The organism is Pseudomonas sp. RL_5y_Pfl2_69 (genome assembly GCF_963970465.1).
Lineage (GTDB): Bacteria > Pseudomonadota > Gammaproteobacteria > Pseudomonadales > Pseudomonadaceae > Aquipseudomonas.
This window is the reverse complement of the sequence record NZ_CAXAOU010000016.1, coordinates 59,878-81,533: the sequence shown is the minus strand read 5'-3', so window position 1 is coordinate 81,533 and position 21,656 is coordinate 59,878. Positions and strand designations below refer to the sequence as shown.

Sequence of the window (21,656 nt, the reverse complement as noted above, 5' to 3'; positions counted from 1 at the left end):
AATGAGGTCTGTCTGATACGCCCTTGCGGACCTGTCGCGAGCAAGCCCGCTCCCACAAGGGCTGTTGTCTAGAACGAACGCACGATCTTGCCCAGGGTTTCCATGGCCTTTTCGCTGGCTTCATCCCAGGGGCTGCCGTAGTTCAGGCGGATGCAGTTGCGAAAACGCTGGGTGGCCGAGAAGATCGGCCCCGGCGCGATGCTGATGCCCTGGGCAAGGGCCATCTGGAACAACTTGAGCGAGTCCATTTGCTCGGGCAGTTCCAGCCACAGAAAGTAGCCGCCCGAAGGCTGGCTGACACGGGTCTGGGCCGGGAAGTAACGGGCAATCGCCGCCAGCATCGCGCTCTGTTGTTCTTCCAGGGCATAGCGCAGTTTGCGCAAATGACGGTCGTAGCCGCCGTGCTGCAAGTAATCCGCAATGGCAGCCTGGGCGGGCATTGAGGCGCACAGCGAGGTCATGAGCTTTAGCCGTTCTATTTTCTGCGCGTATCGACCCGCAGCCACCCAGCCGATGCGGTAGCCCGGCGCCAGGCTTTTGGCAAACGAGCCGCAATGCATCACCAGGCCTTCGGTATCAAACGCTTTGGCCGGTTTGGGAGCGTGCTGGCCGTAATACAGTTCGGCGTACACATCGTCCTCAATCAACGGCACCTGATGGCTGCGCAGCAACTCGACCAGGACCTGCTTCTTGGCCTCGGGCATGGTCGCGCCAATCGGGTTCTGGAAACTGGTCATGCACCACACGGCCTTGATCGGGTGGCGCTCAAGGGTGTGTGCCAGCACGCCGAGATCGATGCCATCACGCGGATGCACCGGAATCTCCACCGCCTTGAGTTTGAGCCGCTCAAGGACTTGCAGGCAGGCATAGAACGCCGGGGCTTCAATGGCCACCAGATCACCGGGCTCGGTGACGGCCTGCAGGCACAGGTTCAGGGCCTCCAGCGCACCATTGGTGATCAGCAGTTCTTCCATGGGCAGCATCAACCCGCCGACCATGTAGCGCAGGGCGATTTGCCGGCGCAGTTGCGGGTTGCCGGGTGACATGTCGGTCACCACCATGCGCGGGTCCATCTCGCGGCTGGCGGTGGCCATCGAACGCGCAAGCCGCTGCAGCGGAAACAGCATGGGGCTTGGGAAGGCCGAGCCGAAGGGCACGGTGTGCGGGTCTTTGATCGAGTCCAGCACCGAGAACACCAGGGCGCTGACATCCACCTGGGTGGATTCGGTGACATGGCTGCTGAACACCGGCTCGCAAAAAGGACTCGGTGAATGGGTGTTGACGAAGTAGCCAGAGCGCGGCTTGGCCCGAATCAGGCCGCGTCGCTCCAGGAGGTAATAGGCTTGAAACACGGTCGAAGGACTGACGCCATAGGTCTGGCTGGCATAGCGCACCGACGGCACGCGCTGACCGGGGCCGAGCACCCCTGAGCGGATCAGTTCGGCAATATCGTCGGCGAATTTTTCGTAGCGTTTCATGGGATAAGGCTCGGTCCGGCGTGAGTTTCAAACATCACAAATCTGTGGGAGCAGGCGTGGCGTGTGAAGCGGGCTTGCTCGCGATACAGGCGGCGCGGTGTCTCGGCGACAGCGCAGCGATCTTATCGCGAGCAAGCCCGCTCACACACTAACGATTAAGCGGTGCAACAAAACGGCTTTTGGCCACGCTGCGCACGTCTGGCTGATCGGTGTCGGTCACCACAAACTCGAGGGTCTGAGAACTGCTCTTCGGGCGATCGGCCAGCAAGGCAACAGATACCGGCACATCGACGATCTCACCCGGGGCCAGGCTCAGTTCGGTTTTACCCTGCAACTGGAAGTCCTCGCTGTTTTGCAACGACACTCGGTACTGCTGCGGCTCCTGAGTCTTGTTGATGATTTTAAGGCTGTAGATGTTCTCGATCTGGCCCTGGCTGTTCTCGCGGAACAGGCCCCGGTCCTTGATCACATCCAGGGACACCATCGTGCGCTGGTTCAGGGCCACCACCAGCGCCCCGATCATCACCACCAGCACCACGGCGTAGCCGATCAGGCGTGGGCGCGCCAGGTGGGTCTTGCCGCCTTGCAGTTCGTGCTCGGAGGTATAGCGCACCAGGCCCGGGGCATAGCCCATTTTCTCCATGACCGAGTCGCAGGCATCGATACAGGCTGCGCAACCGATGCATTCCATCTGCAAGCCATCGCGGATATCAATCCCGGTCGGACACACCTGCACGCACATATAGCAGTCGATGCAATCGCCCAGGCCTTCTTGCTTGGGTGCAACCCCGCGTTTGCGCGGACCACGGTTTTCGCCACGGGCCACGTCATAGGAAATGGCCAGGGTGTCTTTATCGAACATGACGCTCTGGAAGCGGGCATACGGGCACATATGCATGCACACCGCTTCACGCAGCCAGCCGGCGCTGATGTACGTGGCACCAGTGAAAAACAGCATCCAGAACAGGCTGATGCCGGCGATTTCCAGGGTCAGCAGTTCAGTGGCCAACGGCCGGACCGGCGTGAAGTAACCGACAAATGTCAGCGCGGTCATTACGCTGATGGCCAGCCACAGCGTGTGCTTGGCGGTACGCCGCAGGATCTTGTTCAGGCGCCAGGGGGCTGCTTGCAGTTTTATGCGCTGGTTTCTGTCACCTTCGGTGATCTTTTCGCACCACATAAACAGCCAGGTCCAGCTGCTTTGCGGACAGGTGTAACCACACCACACCCGCCCGGCAAAGACCGTGATCGCAAACAGCCCGAAGGCGGCAATGATCAGCAATGCCGACAGCAGGATGAAGTCCTGCGGCCAGAACGTTGCGCCGAAAATATGAAACTTGCTCTCAGACAAATCCCACAGGACTGCCTGCCGGCCATCCCAGTTCAGCCAGACCGTGCCAAAGAACAGCAAAAACAAAAAGCCTGTCCCCACTATTCGCAGTGTGCGAAACAGGCCAGTGAAGCTGCGGGTGTGGATCATGTTGTCGCTGGACTTGTTTTTATTTTTTGTGGCTCTGGGTCTAGAAGCCTCAAATGACTCAAGTATCTGGACGGGAATTTGTTCGCTCATGGTCTTTCGCTCATCAGCCTCCATCAGGCATGAGCACTATGCCCAGCGAACTGTTTGCATAACAGACTCAGTTATTTGAATAAAAACCGGATCAGATGGTGTTTTGTAACGGCCTGCGACAATGTGCTGCACCCTGGCCAATGCCCCGTTGTCATTGGCTTTGTGCGCCTATAACCGACGTCTGTTGAATACAGTGTGATCGAGGTCAAGTAAATCACCGAATCACGGCGGCCAGCCCTGTCCCGGTTGAAATGAGCATGTGTCTTGCATTGATAACGACCGTGATGCCCCTGAGGCTTTTTAGACCCGGGCTGGCTCTTGCAGTGACCTTAAAGCAACACATTGCACTGTTAATGTGCGAAAAGAGTGCATCGGGCGTAAGCCCGTCACGGGTTATTTATGAATGGATACAGATTGTCTGACAACAGCTAGTCTTTGCTCTGTCTATGAGTTAGAGGACACAACTCATGTCGATGGCTAAACGCGTGCTGGGTCAGACGTAACCTTTACCGGATGGAGAACAGCATGATTTCGAGCAAGCAAACGGGTAAAGGTAAAGACTCGTTGTCACCCGCAGACCCGGATGTCGAGGCGTTGGCACGGGCAGAGCACGCCGATCCGTTTTCGGTATTGGGTCCCCATGGGGATGGCGAGGGCGGGCAGTATATTCGGGCATTTCTGCCGGGCGCAGTGAGTGTGGATGTGCTCGCCCGCGATGACGGACAACGGCTTGGCAGTCTTGAGGCTTCACAAGTGCCTGGCCTGTATACCGGGCATTTCGCACAAACCCGGCCGTATCTGCTGCAGGTTGACTGGGGCGACGCTGTGCAAGTCAGCGAAGATCCCTACAGTTTTGGCCCGTTGCTGGGTGAGATGGATCTGTATCTGTTTGCCGAAGGCAATCATCGTGATCTGAGCAGTTGTTTCGGTGCGCAACTGATCTACGTTGAAGGCGTGCACGGCGTGCGTTTTGCGGTATGGGCCCCCAATGCGCGGCGGGTTTCGGTGGTCGGCGACTTCAATGGCTGGGACGGTCGTCGTCACCCCATGCGCCTGCGCCATCCGAGCGGAGTGTGGGAGCTGTTTGTTCCGCGCCTGCAAGCGGGTGAGGCGTACAAGTATGAAATTCTGGGCGAGCAGGGGATCTTGCCGCTCAAGGCCGATCCCGTGGCGCTGGCCACCCAGTTGCCGCCCGATACCGCCTCAAAGGTAGCTTCGCCCCTGAGCATCGAATGGCAAGACGATGACTGGATGCACGCGCGTGCCCAACTGCAGCGTCATGATGCGCCGCTGTCCATCTACGAATTGCACGTGGGCTCGTGGCAGTGTGAGGTCGATGATGTCGGCGAGGTCGCGCGTCAGTACACCTGGCCTGAGCTGGCGGAGCGCCTGATTCCCTATGTGCAGCAACTGGGCTTCACCCACATCGAGCTGATGCCGATCATGGAGCACCCGTTTGGCGGCTCCTGGGGCTACCAGCCGCTGTCGCAGTTTGCACCCACCGCCCGTTACGGCTCGCCCGATGATTTCGCGGCGTTCGTCAACGCCTGCCATGTGGCCGGGATCGGGGTGATTCTGGACTGGGTGCCCGCACACTTTCCCAACGATACCCACGGCCTGGCGCAATTTGATGGCACCGCGCTGTACGAATACGCCAACCCTCTTGAAGGGTTTCATCAGGACTGGAACACCCTGATCTACAACCTGGGACGCACCGAAGTACACGGCTTTATGCTGGCGTCGGCCCTGCACTGGCTCAAGCACTTCCATATTGATGGTCTGCGGGTCGATGCCGTGGCGTCCATGCTGTACCGCGACTATTCGCGCAAGTCAGGGGAGTGGGTGCCCAATCGTCACGGAGGCCGGGAAAACCTCGAGGCCATCGAGTTTTTGCGCCACCTCAACGATGTGGTTGCCCATGAGGTTCCGGGCGCCCTGGTGATTGCCGAAGAGTCCACGGCGTGGCCGGGTGTCAGTCAAAGCACCGACCAGGGTGGGCTGGGCTTTTCGTATAAATGGAACATGGGCTGGATGCATGATTCGCTGCATTACATTCAACAGGATCCGGTGTACCGCGCCCATCATCACAATGAGTTGAGCTTTGGCCTGGTGTACGCCTGGACCGAGCGTTTCATCCTGCCGATTTCCCATGATGAAGTGGTGCACGGCAAGCACTCGCTGATCGACAAAATGCCCGGTGATCGCTGGCAGAAATTCGCCAATCTACGGGCGTACCTGAGCTTCATGTGGGCCCATCCGGGCAAAAAGCTGCTGTTCATGGGCTGCGAGTTCGGGCAATGGCGCGAGTGGAATCACGATCAGCAACTGGACTGGTATTTGCTGCAATACCCCGAGCACCGGGGTGTACAGAAGCTGGTGAGCGACTTGAACCGCCTGTACCGCGAGCAACCTGCGCTGTATGAGCAGGACGACGTTGCGCAGGGGTTCCAGTGGTTGATCGGTGATGATGCGGCCAACAGCGTTTACGCCTGGCTGCGCTGGAGCAAGGACGGTTCGCCCTTGCTGGTGGTGACCAACTTTACCCCGGTACCTCGCGCAGGCTACCGCATCGGCGTGCCGTTTGCCGGCACCTGGCAAGAGGTGATCAACAGCGATTCGGCCACCTATGCCGGTTCTGACTACGGCAATGGCGGCGGGGTAGTGACCGAAGACGTGCCCAGCCACGGGCAGAGCGTGTCCCTGGCATTGAATCTGCCGCCGTTGGGGGTGTTGATACTGCGGCCGGTGTAAGCCTGTGGGAGCGGGCTTGCTCGCGATGGGATCGACGCGATTCAACCGGGAAATCGCACCGCCTGCATCGTGAGCAAGCCCACTCCCACAGAAGCACCGCCAACAACAGAGAGGTGCAGGCCTACAAATGCACCTCAACCGCCAGCGGCAAATGATCCGATAAATGCGTCCACGGCTTGTTGCCGAGGATCTTTGGGTCGTGGCTGGTGGCATTGCGCAAGTAGATGCGGTCCAGACGCAGCAGCGGCCAGCGCGCCGGGTAGGTTTTGGCCACCTGGCCATGATGGCGCTCGAACACTTCGTGCAGGTCGTCCCGTTGGCGCAGGGCAGCATTGCCTTGTTGCTTCCAGTCGTTGAAGTCCCCGGCAATGATGACCGGTTCGTCAGGCGGCAGGGATTTGAGCAGTTGGTTAAGCAGTACGATCTGTAGCTGGCGATGGCTTTCCAACAGGCTCAAATGCACGCAAATGGCGTGCACATTGCTATGGCCCGGCACGTCCAGGACGCAATGCAGCAGGCCGCGCCGTTCAGGCCCGGTGATGGACACATCGAGATTGCGCGAGGCCTTGATCGGGTATTTGGACAGCAGGGCATTCCCGTGATGACCATCTGGATACACGGCGTTACGGCCGTAGGCGAAGTCGCTCCACATACTGTCGGCGAGAAACTCGTACTGCGAGGTGGCTGGCCAGTCTTCGTAGCGCGATGCGTGTTTGTCATGCTCGCCGAGCACTTCCTGCAGAAACACCAGGTCGGCGCCGGTACTGCGCACCGCCTCGCGCAGTTCAGGGAGGATGAAGCGACGGTTGAAGACGGTGAATCCCTTGTGCGTATTGACCGTCAGTACCTTTATTTGATGGACAGCAGGCGCTGTTGCCGTAGTGGCAGATAAAAGTGTATTGCCGACAACATCTTCAGCGGGCATGGTCACTCCTCTGTCAGTGGCAGTTTTGAGCGGCAAGCTCAAGGCTGTAGTCTGCCGCTTTTGATGGGGGTGGACTTGATGTTTATCAATACATTCACGACACCTCGGTGTGTTGCAGTTCAAACATCACCAGCGACCGTCCCGTGACCTCGTAGGGCTTGTTGAATGGCAGATGCTGGGGGCCTTTGATGCCCGGGTCAGTGGTGTCGAGCTTGCACGACCAACTGATGCCGTGGGGCACTTTGGGCAAGTTGAAGTTGATCGAGTCGTGGTTCGCGTTGACGACGATCAGCAGTGACGCGTCATCCCCGGACCGTTGAACCCCGGACACTTGCGCCCGGCCATCCAGCAGCATGCCCAGGCACCGGGCCTGACCGTCATGCCACTGTTCGATGGTCATCTCGTTGCCGTCGGGTGCCAGCCAGGTGACGTCTTTAACCCCGGGGGCTTCGCTGGAGTGCCCCTCCAGAAACAGGCCACGACGCAAGATGGGGTAGTGCAGGCGCAGCTTGATCAGGCGTTTGACAAACGCCAGCAGCGATTTGCCGGGCTTGTCCAGTTCCCAGTTGATCCAGCCGATTTCGCTGTCCTGACAGTAGGCGTTGTTGTTGCCGTGCTGGGTGCGGGCGAATTCGTCGCCGGCCACCAGCATCGGCGTGCCTTGGGCCAGGAGCAGGGTGGCCATGAGGTTGCGCATCTGGCGCTGGCGCAGCGCATTGATGTCGGGATCGTCGGTTGGGCCTTCGACTCCGTGGTTCCACGAAATGTTGTTGTTGCTGCCGTCCTGATTGTTTTCCTCGTTGGCTTCGTTGTGCTTGTCGTTGTACGACACCAGGTCGTGCAAGGTGAAGCCGTCATGGGCAGTGATGAAGTTGACCGAACTGTAGGGCCTGCGGCCACGGTGGTTGAACAGATCGGCAGAGCCGGTCATGCGTCCGGCAAAGTCGGCCAACTGGCCTTCGTCGCCTTTCCAGAAGGCGCGCACGGTGTCGCGAAAGCGATCGTTCCACTCTGCCCAGCCGGGGGGGAAACCCCCGACCTGATAGCCTCCGGGCCCGCAGTCCCAGGGTTCGGCGATCATTTTGACCCGGCGCAACAGCGGGTCCTGGCGGCACGCCACCAAAAAGCTGTGCCGTTCGTTAAAACCGTCGTGATAACGCCCCAGAATGGTCGCCAGGTCGAAGCGGAAACCATCGACGTGCATTTCCCGGGCCCAGTAGCGCAGCGAGTCGGTGACCATCTGCAAGACGCACGGGTGGCTCAGGTCCAGGGTGTTGCCGGTGCCGGAATCGTTGATGTAGAAACGTTTTTCTTCGGGCATCAGCCGATAGTACGAGGCGTTGTCGATGCCGCGCATGGACAGGGTCGGGCCTTGCTCGTTGCCTTCGGCGGTGTGGTTGTAGACCACGTCCAGAATCACTTCCAGGCCGGCCTTGTGCAGGCGTGCGACCATTTCCTTGAACTCGGCGATCTTGCCGCTGGCCAGGTAGCGCGGGTCCGGGGCGAAAAAGGCGATGCTGTTGTAACCCCAATAATTGGTCATGCCTTTTTGCAGCAGGTGCTGGTCGTTGACGAACGCGTGGACCGGCAACAACTCGATGCTGGTGACGCCCAGGCCGGTGATGTGCTCGACCACTTCATCCACCATCAACCCGGCAAAGGTGCCCCGCACCGCATCCGGTACGGCAGGGTGGCGCATGCTGATGCCGCGCACGTGGGCCTCGTAGAAAATAGTGCGGTCCCAGGGCACGTTGAGCCGATGGTCATGGCCCCAGGTGTGCGCCGGGTCGATGACCTTGCATTTGGGTACAAACGGCGCGCTGTCGCGCTCGTCAAAACTCAGGTCGGCGTCCGGGTGGCCGATGGTGTAGCCAAACAGGGCTTCGGACCATTTGAGTTCCCCCACAAGCTGCTTGGCGTAGGGATCGATCAGCAATTTATGGTGGTTGAAGCGGTGGCCGTTTTCCGGCTCGTACGGGCCGTACACGCGATAGCCGTAAACCTGGCCGGGGTGTGCGTCTGGCAAGTAACCGTGAAATGTCTCGTCGGTGTACTCGGGCAGTTCGATACGTTCCAGCTCGACTTCACCGGCGGCGTCGAACAGACACAGTTCGACTTTGGTGGCGTTGGCTGAGAACAGGGCGAAGTTGACGCCCAATCCATCCCAGGTGGCACCCAGGGGGAAGGGCAGCCCTTCTCGGATGCGCAAGGGGTCGCCAGTGGGCGCGGCTGACGTGTGTTTACTCATGACCTGCTCCTGCGTATTAAGGACTTGAGGCGCGTGCGCGCGCTATCACCACTGTTTGAAGGGCCTCATGTTGCGTAGCAGTTGCCGCAGCCTGCGCCAGCTGCTACGGGTTCATAGGCACCTCAACTCTCCTGCAGCGCAGTGTTCTCAAGATGAGGCAGGTTTGCGCGGTGCCCGTGGCTTTTTCTCGGCAGCAGGCTTTGGCGCTGCCTTGGCCTTGGCAGCCCGTGGCTGGGCCTTGGACGGGGCCAGGGCTTGTGCCTGGGCCAGTTTGTGAGCCATGTCCCAGTGGCGTGCCTCCTGGCCATCGGGGCGCCCTTCGGACTCCCAGATCTGGTAGGCAAACTCACGAATGTGTTTGTCGTCGTTACTCATGGCGAAGCTCCTTGACTCATGGGTGAATTATCGGTCTCTTTCGTGGGCTTGCTGGCGGGCGCAGGCCAGCAGTTCGAAGCGTTGCGTTGCATCAATCGCGTCCAGCAACGTGTTGCAATCACCCGGCATTCGGCGGCGCCAGTTGGGGTGGCCGCTGACGGTGCCGGGCAAGTTGGCTTGCTCCTCAAGTCCCAGGGCATCCTCGATCGGCAACAGCACCAGGGGCGCACGGGTGTGCCCCAGAAAACGGATGCTGGCGTCCAGCGTCGGGGCGTTGCCCTGGGCTTCTTCCTGAAAGTTCTGTGGATCCTGGCGCAAGGCCCGGTCCAGGCCTTCGCACTCGCGCTGGCGTTCCTCGCGCCAGCGTTGCGCGGCCACCGGGTCGACCAGGTTCAGGCGTTCGTTCCAGTCGATATCGCGCCCGTGCAGCCAGCCGGTGAGCGTGGGCAGGTCGTGGGTGCTGGTGGTGGCCAGGGCGTCGTAGGGCCAGTCCAGGATCGGTTTGAAGCGCGCGCCGTAGTCCTGCTCGAACAGCAGCACGCGAATACCGAGGATGGCCCGTTCGCTGAGCTTTTCCCGCAGTCCGTCCGGCACGGTGCCCAAGTCTTCACCGAGGACGATGGCCTGGTGGCGCACCGATTCAAGGCAGACCAGGCGCAGCAGATCGTCGATCGGGTAATACAGATAGGCCCCTTCGTCGGCCGAGGCCCCCAGGGGGATCACCCACAGGCGCTGCAAGCCCAGCACATGGTCGATGCGCAGCCCACCGGCATGGGCAAAGTTGGCACGCAGCATCTCGATGAAGGCGCGAAAGCCATTGCGCTTGAGGCCCTCGGGGGAAAACGCGGAAATCCCCCACCCCTGGCCTGCACGGTTGAGAGCGTCCGGCGGTGCGCCTACGGTCAGTTGGGCCAGCATTTCGTCCTGGCGACACCAGGCCTGGCTGCCTGCACCATCGGCGCCCACGGCCAGGTCGGCGATCAGGCCGATGGCCATGCCGCTGGCCCTCGCGGCCGTTTGAGCACGGCCCAGGCAGCGATCCATCAACCACTGACAAAACGCGTAGTAAGCGATGACATGCTGATGTTCTTCGGCGAACTGCAGCAACGCCGGGCTGTCGGGGTTGCGCCATTGCTCGGGCCAGTCACGCCAGTCCAGGCTGTGATGCTCGGTCACACACGACTCTTGCAAGGCTTCGAAGCGGCAGTGGTTTTCCAGGGCTTCGCCGCCCCGCTGGCGAAAACCCTTGAAGTCGTCATGGAGCGGGTGTTCGTTCTGCACAAAGTCGTTATAGAGCTGGCGCAGCAGTGTCTGCTTGGCCTGGGTCACGGCAGGCCAGTCGATCAGGGGCAACTGTTCAAGCCGGTGGAGTTCGTCTTTAAGACCGGTGGCGTCAATGGCCCTGTGCAGGGCTTCCTGCCCCAGGATGCTGGCGGGAGCGGCGTACAGGCTGTTGAGAAATAAACGGCTGGACGGTGAATAAGGGCTGTAGTGCTTGGGGGCGCTGCTGAACATAGCGTGCAACGGGCTGATCGCCAGTGCGTCGGCGCCGCGTTCACCGAGTGCCTGCAGCAGGGTTTCCAATGCCTGGGTATCGCCAAACCCGCCATCGCCGTGGCGATGCAGCGAGTACAGCTGAACGCTCACCCCCCATGCGCGTGGAGCAGACTGGTGCAAGGCATCGGCAATGCTGAAGCACTTTGTCGGGGCCACGGCCAGGGTGAACTGCTGGTCGTCCAGCTGTACCCGGTGGTAGCCGATGGGAATCATGCCCGGCAGCACGGCGTCGGCGTCCAGCTGGATCGGCAGCGCATCACCGCTTTCCAGGTGCACGATGCACTGGCTGTGGGGCTGGAAATAGCGTGACAAGTCCAGGGCCTTGCCGACGTCTGCGGTCAACAAGGGCGGCAGACGTTTGTTCTGTTGCTCCAGTTGCAAGTTAAGCAAGCTGGTTTCAATGGCCTCGGCGCTGTCGGCGGGTAATCCCAACCCCGCCAGAATGGCCTCCAGCACCTTGGGTGTGACCCTTTGCGGTTGGCCGTTGGCATCAATCCAGTCAACGGCCAGGCCGGCTCGGCCGGCGAGTACTTCGAGTTGCGCTTCGCTCATTGGCGGGCTCCCTTGGCGAGAAACGGTCGGGCGTCAGGCAGATCCGCAGGTTGCATCACTCACGGCTTCACGGAGCGAAGCAATGACTTGGCAACCAGTTGTTCATAAAGCTCTGCATAGGGTTCAACGGCCTTGCACCAGTTAAACGGTGCGGCCATTGCGCGGCAGCGCATGGCGTTGAAGAGTGTCGGGTAGCTGAAGACTTTGAATGCCCGTTTCAGGGCTTGCTCGTAACTGGCGACGGTGGACTCATCGAACAGGAAGCCGGTGACGCCATTCTCGATGGTGTCGGCCAGGCCGCCCGTGTTGCGAGCCACGGGCAGCGAGCCGAAGCGTTGTGCATACATCTGGCTCAACCCGCAGGGTTCGTAACGCGAGGGCATCAACAGAAAATCGCTGCCCGCGAACATGCGTCGGGCATCGGTTTCATTGAAGCCAATGCGCACCCCGATCTGCCCCGGAAAACGCAGGGCCAGTTCGCGCATGGTCTGTTCTTCTTCGGGCTCGCCGCGCCCGATGATGCAAATCTGACCACCGTTGGCCACGATAAAAGCCGCCACGGCTTCTGTCAGGTCCAGGCCTTTTTGGTACACCAGACGCGAAACCACGGCGAACAGGGGGCCCTTGGACGGTTTCAGCCCGAACAGGGTGCGCACATGGGCGGTGTTCAAGGCCCTTGCATCCCAGTCACCGATGCCGAACGGGGCAACCAGATGGGGGTCGGTCGTGGCTTCCCAGCTTTCATCGATGCCATTGGGGATGCCGCTCAGCAGTCCTTGCTGGGTCTTGCTGGCCAGAAAGCCATCCAGCCCGCACCCAAAGGCCGGGGTCGTGATTTCTGCGGCGTAGGTGGCGCTGACGGTGGTGATATGGCTGGCGTAGGCCATGCCCGCTTTCAGGAACGACAACTTGCCATAAAATTCCATGCCGTCCTGCTGCAGGGCATGGTGCGGAATACCCAGCTCCGGGCAGCAGGCGCGGCTGAATACGCCCTGATAGGCCAGGTTATGGATGGTGAACAGTGTCGGGGTACGCTGGCCGCGCCAATGCATATAGGCAGGCGCCAGGCCGGCGGGCCAGTCGTGGGCGTGTACCAGATCGGGTTGCCAGTGAATCTGCGCCAGATTGGCCGCAATATCGGCCGCGGCCAACCCCAGGCGGGCGAAGCGAATATGGTTGTCAGGCCAGTCGCGGCCGTTATTGGCGCCGTAGGGGCTGCCTTCGCGCTCATACAGTTCGGGGCAAATCAGCACGTAGATGACCAGCCCGTCCTTCAAGTCCATGCGGCCGATCTTGCAGGGGGGCAGGGCAGCATGGCCGCCGAGTTCGCCAATGATATGAATGGGATTGTCGCTGTTGAGTACTTGCGGGTAGCCCGGGATCAAGACACGCACATCATGCAAGTGACGCATGGCCCGCGGCAGAGCGGCCGACACATCCCCAAGACCACCGGTTTTAACCAGGTCGGCCAGTTCGGACGTGACAAACAGCACTTTCTTTTTGTTGGGATTGGCACTTGCCTGCGGCAGTTCGGGCCTTCCCGCAGGGGCCAGGTCTGGCAGAGACAACAGCTCAGTCACCACTTGCGGGGTCAGACGTTCTTCTTGATGTGGCGCAGCCGCACTGATCATGAATTTCTCCCGTTATATTTATTGATCCACTTACGGCCACCCGGCCGGTACTTCCCCGCTTGCGATTGGCCATGTCATCCATGGCGTAAATGCTCAAAAGATGAATAAGGCACTGCAAGGAATGCACCAATAATGGCAACCCCAGCCTTAGGTAGACCTACCACGGGCGAAGAAAATTCGATTGTCTGATTACGGCAATTAGACGCCGTAGACACGACAGCGTTGAGTGTAGGAGAGATACTTCAAGGTGTTAGGTGTATGAGGTGTTTTTTTGTAGGACAAAGATAATTATCGCGTAGGAAAAATATCTATCACGGGATGTGTGTCACTGTTATTTCAGTGCCGGGTGATGCGTCGCTTCTTTGTAGTCGCTGCCGAGGAACGAAGGCTGCGAGCTCTTGATCGTGCGAACGGGACAATAAAGCTCGCAGCCTTCGTTCCTCGGCAGCGACTACAGGTCACTTAATGCTCCAGAGGATTTCAAAAACAATACGGGGCGCACCATTGCGGTGCGCTGCGTGCTGAAATCTCAGTTGCCGGGATACTCGGCCACCACCTGATCACTGCCATCGTTGCGCAGGCCGATAACCTGATACGCGTCCTTGCGGTCACCCATTTCCATTCCCGGCGAACCCATAGGCATGCCCGGTACCGCAATCCCCTTGAGGTCATTGCGCTTGGTCAATGCCACCACTTGCTCGGCCGGGACATGGCCTTCAACGAATTTGCCGTTGATCACGCCGGTATGGCATGAAGCCAGGCGCGGCTGGACACCGAGGCGCTGCTTGACACTGCTCATGTCGGCTTCCACATGGTCATTGACCTTGAAACCATTGGTTTCAAGGTGGGAGATCCAGGCTTTGCAGCAGCCACAGTTGGCATCGCGGTGCACATCAATGGTCAGTTGTTCGGCGGCCTGAGCCAGCGAGGACAACAGCAGGGCCGAGAGTGCGACAAGGCGCAATGGGGTTTTCATCGAGTTCCTCAATACGTAAAAAATGTGAGCCTGATCATTAACGACTGTCAGGTAACTGATGACCAGATGACAATTTTGTCAGGTTGGAGCTGCCTTGCTGCTTTTCAAGGCGTCAGTCGCAAGCTTGCACGGATGCCCTTGACCTCGGGTTCGTTGGCTTTGTAGCCGTCTGCCGGGCCTGCGTATGAAAGGGCGTAGGCGCTGTTGCCCTGAGTGGCGGCCACCAGGGTCTGGGTGATGACGTGGTTGCCGTTCTGGGTGATTTTGCAGGTGGTTTGCAAGGCGTCCAGGCCCCCCAGGGTACTGCTGTTGATTTTGCTGCAAGCGCTCTGATAACCGCCTTTGGCGAAGTTTTGCTGCAGGGTTTTGCGCATCTGCAGCAAAACGGCCTCCATATTCACCTTGTGTTCAGGCACCAGAGTCGACTGGGTCAGCTCCATGACCATCTGCGGATCGCCATTGGCATCGTTCTTCACGGCCCGCTGGCGCACGCTGCTGTCGTCGGGCTCAGGGGGGATGGTCTGAATCTCCCAGCCTGCGGGCCAGGTAATTGTCAGTCCGTCGGCGTGGGCCAGGGGGAGCCCGACAAGCAGGCATAAACCGATAAAAACGGGGAAACGGCGGGCAACGTGCATAGGTCTCGGGCCTTTTGGGCAGGATTTTGGCAGTAATAGTGTATCAATAGGTGTCGAAGTCTTGCTTTGCAGCCTGACATCATTTTCGACCATTGCTCAGCTAAACCTTTGCTTCTTATGTCTAATCCCGGACAATCGCGCCCCTCTTATGGCCGGGGCGATGTCAGCAAGGTGTTTCTTGTCCGCTCCGGCTGCGTGGTAACGACCGGCTAGCGGAGATTCGACCGGATGAATGACCAGGCTAACAGCGTCGACGAACGCTTCGACGAGACCCCGGCGACCTTAAGTCGCTGGAACCGTCATGACACCACCTGGATGCTGGGCCTGTTCGGCACAGCGATTGGCGCAGGTACCTTGTTCTTGCCCATCAACGCAGGGCTTGGCGGCTTTTGGCCGTTATTGATCCTGGCGCTGTTGGCGTTCCCGATGACCTTTTACGCACACCGTGGCTTGACCCGCTTCGTTCTCTCCGGGCGTGAAGGCTCAGATATCACGGATGTGGTGGAAGAGCATTTTGGCCTTAGCGCTGGTTCCCTGATCACGCTGCTGTACTTTCTGGCGATTTTTCCGATTCTGCTGATCTACAGCGTAGCGCTGACCAACACGGTCGGCAGTTTTATGCTCAATCAACTGCACATCACGCCACCACCACGGGCAATCCTGGCGTTGGTACTGATTCTGGGCTTGCTGATTGTTGTGCGCTGCGGCGAACAAGTGATCGTCAAGGCCATGAGCATGATGGTCTACCCGTTCATTGTGGCGTTGCTGTTTTTGGCGGTGTTTCTGATTCCGCACTGGAATGGCGGCATTCTGAGTACCGCGACCACGCTGCCTGAACCTACTGCATTGCTGCACACCTTGTGGCTGGCGATTCCGGTGATGGTGTTCTCCTTTAACCATTCGCCCATCATCTCGGCCTTCGCCGTTGATCAGAAGCGCCGCTATGGTGCCAATGCCGATGAGCGCAGCTCGCAGATCCTGTCCCGCGCCCACCTGCTGATGGTGGTGATGGTGCTGTTCTTCGTGTTCAGCTGTGTGCTCACGCTCTCGCCTGAGCAACTGCTTGAGGCCAAGACGCAGAACCTGTCGATCCTGTCCTACCTGGCCAACCACTTCAGCAACCCGACCATCGCTTTTGCTGCGCCGCTGATTGCGTTTGTGGCCATTGCCAAGTCGTTCCTGGGCCACTACATCGGCGCCAGTGAAGGCCTTAAAGGCCTGGTACTGAAAACCGGCAAGCGCCCTGCAGCGAAAAACCTCGACCGCATGACTGCAGCGTTCATGCTGGTGGTGTGCTGGGCGGTGGCCACGCTCAACCCGAGCATCCTGGGCATGATCGAAACCATGGGCGGGCCGGTCATTGCAGCCATCCTGTTCCTGATGCCGATGTACGCGATTCGTCGGGTCCCGGCTATGCGCCAGTATTCGGGCCAGATCTCCAACGTGTTCGTCACGGTTGTGGGCCTGATCGCGATCTCGTCGCTGGTGTACTCCCTGATCCCTTGAGCCTTGCCCCTGTCGCCGCCGTTCTGTGCGGCGACACTGCGTGATTGACCCTCGCAAGCCGCCCAAGGCTTGAGTCTGGCCAGTACTGCGAATATGATTGCGACCCATTCCTATTCGCAGTGTGCTGACAGCACGTCCCGAGGGTTCCCGTGTCGCCATCCCCGTCGAACCCACCGTTGCTGCATGCACACGTGCATAACCTGTATAGCGATCACCACAGCTGGCTGGTGAACTGGCTGCGGCGGCGTTTGCGTGATACCGACAATGCTGCCGACATGGCGCAGGACACCTTCCTTTATGTATTGGGCAAACCGGAGCAGGTTGCGCAGTTGCGTGAGCCGCGTGCCTGGCTGAGCACGATCGCCAAGGGTTTGTTGATAGACCGCTTTCGTCGCCAGAAGGTCGAGCAGGCGTATCTGCTTGCGATTGCCCATTTGCCCGAGCAGGAAATGCCTGACCCTGAAGAACGGTTGATCCTCCTTGAAACCCTGACCCGAATCGACGCGTTGCTCGACGGCCTGAAGCCCGCAGTGCGAACCGCCTTTTTGCTTTCGCGCCTCGAGGGGCTTGGCTATCAGGCGATTGCCGAGCGCCTTGGGGTTAGCGTCAGTTCGGTGGAAAAGTACATGGCCACGGCCATTCGTCATTGTTTTCTCGCCCGTAGCGCCCTGTGAGCGGGGGGCCCTCGACGGTCGAATTTGCACCCCATGTGCTTGACCAGGCCATTGACTGGCTGGTGAAAACCCAGTCCGGTGCGGCTCAACCCCAAGTGTTTGCTGCGTGCAAGCAGTGGCGCGCCGCCGATGCCAGTCATGAAGCGGCCTGGCAAGCCCTGCAACTGACCGAGACGACCCTGCGTCAGGCCTCGTTGCTGCCCGGTCGCGTAGCGCTGGACACCCTGGCCGGCAGTGGCCGTATTCGCTCGCGCCGCCAGGCACTCAAGATACTGGGCTTGGGCATGCTCGGCGCCGGGGCGGGCGCATTGGCAATCCAGCAGCAACCGTGGCGTCATTTTGGTGCCGACTACGGGACCGGGGTGGGTGAGCGGCGGTTGTACAACCTGGTCGACGGTACGGGTTTGCAGCTCAATACGGACAGTTCTGCTGATGTGCTGTTCACTGCGCAGCAGCGACTGATTGTTTTGCGCGCTGGCGAAATTTTTATCCGCACTGGCCAGGACCCAGCATCCGTCAGCGGCCGCCGACCGTTTTGGGTTCACACCCGTGAGGCTCGGTTGCAAGCCATCGGCACAGCCTTCGATGTGCGCCAGGAGTCCGGGCGTACCCGGCTGATGGTCGAGGAGGGAGTGGTGGCGATTCATCTGCCGGACTCCCTGCCAGTTCGGGTGCAGGCGGGCCATGAGTACCTGATTGACGCTCATTCGGCGCAGCCCCAAACCGCTTCAGCGTTCTCTGCCAGTGGCTGGGCCAGTGGCGTGCTGGTAGCCAGGCAGATGCGTTTGCAGGACCTGACGCAGGAGCTGGCACGCTATCGCCATGGCTGGTTGCAGTGCGATCCGGCGGTCAGTGACTTGCGGGTATCGGGGGTGTTTCAGCTCGATGGTATCGACCATGCACTGGAAGGCCTGAGCCAGTCGCTGCCGGTTCGAATCGAGCGCAGAACACGGTTCTGGACACGGATTGTGGCGGTTTAAGGTTCAGCAGACGCTTGAATCTACAAATACGAATAATTATCAAATTTCTTTGCGGGTTTACACGAGTCCTTCGACAGATAGGCATAAGACTTATTTATTGCAGGAGCCCCGCGCCAATGTCCCGTGTTTATCGCCATTCTTCATTGCCTTCCCGCAGCCGCCTGGCCATCGCTTTGCAGATCGTTTTACTGGGCGCCGTCGCACAACCGTTATCGCTGGTCAGCGCCGCCTCCATCAGCGTTCAGCACAGTTTCGACGTGCCAGCCAGCGATCTGGAGTTGGCGTTAAACCGTTTCGCCCAGCAGGCCAATATTTCCCTGCCCTATGACCCGACCCTGGTTAAAAGCAAGCAGGCGCCAGCACTCAAGGGGCGTTATGAGGTGGCTCAGGGCTTGATGCAATTGCTCAAGGGCAGTGGTCTGACGGCCACCGAAGGTGCCAATGGAGTCTGGGTACTCTATCCGTTGACCTCCGACGGAGCGCAATTGCAACTGCAAGCCACCAGCGTCACGGGGCTCGGGCTGGGCAGCACCACTGAGGACAGCCATTTCTACACCACGGGTGAGACCCGTACGGCGACTAAATTGCCACTTTCGCTGCGCGAAACACCGCAATCGGTCACGGTAATGACCCGTCAGCAGATGACCGATCAAGGCTTGGGCAGTATCGCTCAGGTACTGGCGCAAACCCCTGGCATCACGGTGATGCATGACGACAGCGAGCGGTACAACTTCTACTCCCGCGGGTTCACCCTGGACAACTTTCAGTACGACGGCGTGCCGACCTCGGACTTCACCACCAATACCAACGGCCTGGGCATGCGGGACATGGCCATTTACGACCGTGTAGAGGTGGTACGCGGCGCCACCGGCCTGATGAGCGGGGTGGGCAGCCCGTCGGGCGCGGTGAACCTGGTGCGCAAGCGTCCGACCAAGGAGTTTCAGGGTTATGTCTCAGGCAGCGGCGGGTCATGGGACCGCTATCGCAGCGAACTGGATCTATCCGGACCGCTCACTGAAAACGGTGCGCTGCGTGGCCGCGTAGTTGCAGCACGCGAAGATGGCCGCTCCTTCATCGATCGCTATTCCTCCATCAAGGACGTGTTCTATGCCATCGGTGAAGCAGATGTGAGCGAGGACACCACCGCTTATGCCGGTATCGACTATCAGCGGATTAACTCCAACGGCTCAAGTTTTGGTCAGTTGCCGCTGTATTACAGCGATGGCAGCCGAACCCACTTCAGTCGCTCGATGAACCCTGCAGCCAAGTGGGCATATGCCGACAGCGAAAGCACCAAATACTTCGCGGGCATTGAGCAGCGTTTTGACAACGACTGGTTACTCAAAGTCGAGGCCAGCCACTGGAAGGGCAATACCGAGCAGTTGCAGGGGAATCTGGTGGGTTGGGGACCTTTCCCTGATAAAGCCACGGGTGAAGCTCAATTCATGAGCGGTACCAAAACCTTCAAGATCAATACCGATACCCTGGACGCCTATGCGACCGGGCCATTCGAGCTTTTGGGCCGGACCCATGAGCTGGTGGTGGGGATGAATGTCAGCGATGGTCGTACGGACTATCTGGCAATGAATGCCGAGGATTTGACCGTCAACTATGAAAACTGGAACAACGACGCGCCCCGTCCCACGGACTTGAGCCGGGGCTTGAAGCAGAAGTACAAGACCAAAGAGTCAGCGGCCTACGCGGCGTTGCGTCTCAAGCCGATAGATGATCTGTCCGTGATCCTGGGCACCCGAGTGGTGAATTACGATCGCAAGGGAACAATGACCTACAACGCAACGCAAACCACCCCGGATACGGATAACAGTAAAAAAACCGGGAAAATGATTCCTTATGCAGGGATCGTCTATGACGTGACGGAAAATCACTCGGTCTATGCCAGCTATACCGACATCTTCACTCCCCAAAGCTACTTCGACCGCGACAACAAAGTGCTCGCTCCCGTAACCGGGCAAAGCTACGAAACTGGCCTTAAGTCGGAGTACTTCGGCGGTGCCCTGAACACCAGTTTTGCCCTGTTTCTGATCAAGCAGGACAACTACGCCGAATACGACGGTATGCGCGCCGATGGCCAGGATGCCTACAAGGCAGTCAGTGGCACCAAAACCAAAGGCTTTGAGGCTGAAATTTCCGGCGAAGTCATGAGCGGCTGGCAATTGCTTGCGGGTTATACCTACGCCCAGCCACGGGACAAGGACGGCAAGCGGATCAACAGCAACCACCCCGAGCAGTTGTTCAAACTGGCCACCAACTACCAGCTGACGGGGGATCTCAAAGACCTGAACGTGGGCGGCAACCTGACGTGGCAGGGCTCGACCTACAGCGAGCTCGATTCATCGATCAAAGCCGAGACCAAGGAAGGCAGCTTCGCGGTGGTCGGCTTGATGGCCCGCTATGACATCAATAAAAACCTGAGTGCCTCGGTCAATCTCAATAACGTGTTCGACCGCGAATACCTCAGCGGATATGGCCTGTATTCGACCTATTACTACGGCGACCCGCGCAACCTGATGCTGGGGATGAAGTACCGCTTCTAAAGGCATGTTTCATGTTGTGCCTGCCCTGCGTCGACTATGGTTAAAAGCCACGAAAACCCGGGCAGGCATGACGCTTGACCTGCATCAATGCGGGTGCGCCGCACAGGCTTAGTCTGGGGTCAATCCATGTTCCAGGAGGCTGCCATAGATGAGCATCATCGTGACCGGGGCTGCCGGGTTTATCGGCAGCAATCTGGTAAAGGCGCTTAACCGGCGCGGCGAGCGCGACATCATCGCTGTGGACGATCTGACCGATGGCGACAAGTGCCGCAACCTGGCGGACTGCGATATCGCCGATTACTTCGACAGGCGCGAGTTCGTGCAACGCTTCGTCACCCATCAGTTGGGCGAAGTGCGGGCCGTGCTGCATCAAGGGGCCTGCTCCAGCACGGTCGAAAGTGATGGCCGGTTGATGATGGACAACAATTATCGTTACAGCTGCGATGTATTGCAGGCCTGTCAGGAGCAGTCGGTGCCTCTGCTGTATGCCTCTTCGGCGGCGGTCTACGGGGCCGGCAGGGATTTTCGCGAAGCCCGTGAGCATGAGCGTCCCTTGAATGTGTATGCCTACTCCAAATGGCTGTTCGACCAGCGCGTGCGCCAGATATTGCCCAAGTCGCGCAGCCAGATCGTCGGTTTGCGTTACTTCAATGTCTACGGCCCCCGTGAGCAGCATAAGGGGCCCATGGCTTCGATGGTCTGGCACTGTTTCAACCAGTACCGAGATCGTGGCCATGTCGAGTTGTTTGGCGAGTATGGCGGCTACCCGGCGGGCGGGCATGAGCGGGATTTTGTGTCGGTGGAGGATGTGGTCAAGGTCAACCTGCACTGGCTGGATCACCCGCAAACCAGCGGTATTTTCAACCTGGGCACCGGGCGGGCCCGTTCATTCAATGATCTGGCGCTGGCAACGATCAACACCGTGCGCTGTGCCGAGGATCGACCGCCTTTGACCCTTGAAACGGCCATTCTGGACGGCGTTTTGCGCTACTGCGAATTCCCGCAAGGGCTCAAGCACAAGTATCAGGTGTACACCTGCGCCGATTTGGGGCAGTTGCGCGAGGCGGGCTATCGCGAGCCGATGATGGGACTGGAGGAGGGGGTGCAGCGGTATTGCGCGCAGTTGCTGACCCGTTGAAGCCTGATTACGGGTTGTGGGAGCGGGCTTGCTCGCGATGGGCGCACCCCGGTTTAACGGATAAACCGGGGTGTCTGAGTCGTGAACAAGCCCGCACCTGCAGGT

15 protein-coding genes are annotated in these 21,656 nt (G+C 59.4%); 6 read left to right on the top strand and 9 right to left on the bottom strand.

Features of this window, described 5'->3' with window-relative positions; all coding sequences use genetic code 11:
* Window positions 1-68: 68 nt before the first annotated feature.
* Window positions 69-1,478 (bottom strand): GntR family transcriptional regulator MpaR, encoded by a 1,410-nt coding sequence (mapR, locus tag AACY07_RS22475; RefSeq protein ID WP_339477777.1) that lies wholly within the window; start codon window positions 1,476-1,478, stop codon window positions 69-71.
* 148 nt (window positions 1,479-1,626) lie between these two features.
* Complete coding sequence (ccoG, locus tag AACY07_RS22470; RefSeq protein WP_219261298.1) at window positions 1,627-3,048, bottom strand: cytochrome c oxidase accessory protein CcoG; 1,422 nt, start codon at window positions 3,046-3,048, stop codon at window positions 1,627-1,629.
* 525 nt (window positions 3,049-3,573) lie between these two features.
* On the opposite strand from ccoG, the gene glgB reads away from it, so the two are divergent.
* Window positions 3,574-5,799 carry a 1,4-alpha-glucan branching protein GlgB gene (gene glgB / locus AACY07_RS22465; protein ID WP_339477774.1) on the top strand — a complete coding sequence of 742 codons (2,226 nt, stop codon included), beginning with the start codon at window positions 3,574-3,576 and terminating at the stop codon, window positions 5,797-5,799.
* A gap of 121 nt (window positions 5,800-5,920) precedes the next feature.
* Here the strand turns inward: glgB and AACY07_RS22460 are convergent, their stop codons facing one another.
* From AACY07_RS22460 to AACY07_RS22430, 7 genes are all read right to left on the bottom strand, one after another.
* The gene (locus AACY07_RS22460) at window positions 5,921-6,724 is read right to left on the bottom strand and encodes an endonuclease/exonuclease/phosphatase family protein (protein ID WP_339477771.1); all 804 of its coding nucleotides are present in this window, start codon (window positions 6,722-6,724) and stop codon (window positions 5,921-5,923) included.
* A gap of 94 nt (window positions 6,725-6,818) precedes the next feature.
* Complete coding sequence (glgX, locus tag AACY07_RS22455; protein WP_339477768.1) at window positions 6,819-8,972, bottom strand: glycogen debranching protein GlgX; 2,154 nt, start codon at window positions 8,970-8,972, stop codon at window positions 6,819-6,821.
* A gap of 147 nt (window positions 8,973-9,119) precedes the next feature.
* Window positions 9,120-9,347 carry a DUF2934 domain-containing protein gene (locus tag AACY07_RS22450; protein WP_133078235.1) on the bottom strand — a complete coding sequence of 76 codons (228 nt, stop codon included), beginning with the start codon at window positions 9,345-9,347 and terminating at the stop codon, window positions 9,120-9,122.
* Window positions 9,348-9,374: 27 nt separating this feature from the next.
* Complete coding sequence (gene malQ / locus AACY07_RS22445) at window positions 9,375-11,456, bottom strand: 4-alpha-glucanotransferase (RefSeq protein ID WP_339477766.1); 2,082 nt, start codon at window positions 11,454-11,456, stop codon at window positions 9,375-9,377.
* Window positions 11,457-11,515: 59 nt separating this feature from the next.
* Window positions 11,516-13,087 carry a glycogen synthase GlgA gene (gene glgA, locus AACY07_RS22440; RefSeq protein ID WP_339477764.1) on the bottom strand — a complete coding sequence of 524 codons (1,572 nt, stop codon included), beginning with the start codon at window positions 13,085-13,087 and terminating at the stop codon, window positions 11,516-11,518.
* Between the two features lie 529 nt (window positions 13,088-13,616).
* Window positions 13,617-14,063 (bottom strand): DUF411 domain-containing protein, encoded by a 447-nt coding sequence (locus tag AACY07_RS22435; RefSeq protein WP_037032823.1) that lies wholly within the window; start codon window positions 14,061-14,063, stop codon window positions 13,617-13,619.
* A gap of 104 nt (window positions 14,064-14,167) precedes the next feature.
* Window positions 14,168-14,698: a DUF4946 domain-containing protein gene (locus tag AACY07_RS22430; RefSeq protein WP_339477761.1), complete on the bottom strand. Its 531-nt coding sequence runs from the start codon at window positions 14,696-14,698 to the stop codon at window positions 14,168-14,170.
* A 228-nt stretch (window positions 14,699-14,926) separates the two neighbouring features.
* Here AACY07_RS22430 and AACY07_RS22425 point away from each other — a divergent pair, with 228 nt between their 5' ends.
* From AACY07_RS22425 to rfaD, 5 genes are all read left to right on the top strand, one after another.
* Complete coding sequence (locus tag AACY07_RS22425) at window positions 14,927-16,204, top strand: serine/threonine transporter (RefSeq protein ID WP_339477759.1); 1,278 nt, start codon at window positions 14,927-14,929, stop codon at window positions 16,202-16,204.
* A 149-nt stretch (window positions 16,205-16,353) separates the two neighbouring features.
* A complete protein-coding gene (locus AACY07_RS22420; protein ID WP_339477757.1) occupies window positions 16,354-16,878 on the top strand; it encodes a sigma-70 family RNA polymerase sigma factor in 525 nt (174 codons plus the stop codon).
* Complete coding sequence (locus AACY07_RS22415) at window positions 16,875-17,858, top strand: FecR domain-containing protein (protein WP_339477755.1); 984 nt, start codon at window positions 16,875-16,877, stop codon at window positions 17,856-17,858. The genes AACY07_RS22420 and AACY07_RS22415 overlap by 4 nt, the downstream gene beginning before the upstream one ends.
* Before the next feature lie 116 nt (window positions 17,859-17,974).
* Entirely contained in the window at window positions 17,975-20,413 is a 2,439-nt protein-coding gene (locus AACY07_RS22410; RefSeq protein WP_339477753.1) for a TonB-dependent siderophore receptor, read from the top strand.
* A 148-nt stretch (window positions 20,414-20,561) separates the two neighbouring features.
* Window positions 20,562-21,551 (top strand): ADP-glyceromanno-heptose 6-epimerase, encoded by a 990-nt coding sequence (gene rfaD, locus AACY07_RS22405; RefSeq protein ID WP_339477751.1) that lies wholly within the window; start codon window positions 20,562-20,564, stop codon window positions 21,549-21,551.
* The last annotated feature ends 105 nt before the right edge of the window (window positions 21,552-21,656 follow it).

Coding starts and splice junctions, on each gene's coding strand:
- AACY07_RS22435 (WP_037032823.1), bottom strand. CDS start 14,063: ATGAAAACCCCATTGCGCCTTGTCGCACTCTCGGCCCTGCTGTTGTCC.
- AACY07_RS22450 (WP_133078235.1), bottom strand. CDS start 9,347: ATGAGTAACGACGACAAACACATTCGTGAGTTTGCCTACCAGATCTGG.
- AACY07_RS22425 (WP_339477759.1), top strand. CDS start 14,927: ATGAATGACCAGGCTAACAGCGTCGACGAACGCTTCGACGAGACCCCG.
- AACY07_RS22410 (WP_339477753.1), top strand. CDS start 17,975: ATGTCCCGTGTTTATCGCCATTCTTCATTGCCTTCCCGCAGCCGCCTG.
- AACY07_RS22460 (WP_339477771.1), bottom strand. CDS start 6,724: ATGCCCGCTGAAGATGTTGTCGGCAATACACTTTTATCTGCCACTACG.
- mapR (WP_339477777.1), bottom strand. CDS start 1,478: ATGAAACGCTACGAAAAATTCGCCGACGATATTGCCGAACTGATCCGC.
- AACY07_RS22430 (WP_339477761.1), bottom strand. CDS start 14,698: ATGCACGTTGCCCGCCGTTTCCCCGTTTTTATCGGTTTATGCCTGCTT.
- rfaD (WP_339477751.1), top strand. CDS start 20,562: ATGAGCATCATCGTGACCGGGGCTGCCGGGTTTATCGGCAGCAATCTG.
- glgX (WP_339477768.1), bottom strand. CDS start 8,972: ATGAGTAAACACACGTCAGCCGCGCCCACTGGCGACCCCTTGCGCATC.
- glgB (WP_339477774.1), top strand. CDS start 3,574: ATGATTTCGAGCAAGCAAACGGGTAAAGGTAAAGACTCGTTGTCACCC.
- ccoG (WP_219261298.1), bottom strand. CDS start 3,048: ATGAGCGAACAAATTCCCGTCCAGATACTTGAGTCATTTGAGGCTTCT.
- glgA (WP_339477764.1), bottom strand. CDS start 13,087: ATGATCAGTGCGGCTGCGCCACATCAAGAAGAACGTCTGACCCCGCAA.
- malQ (WP_339477766.1), bottom strand. CDS start 11,456: ATGAGCGAAGCGCAACTCGAAGTACTCGCCGGCCGAGCCGGCCTGGCC.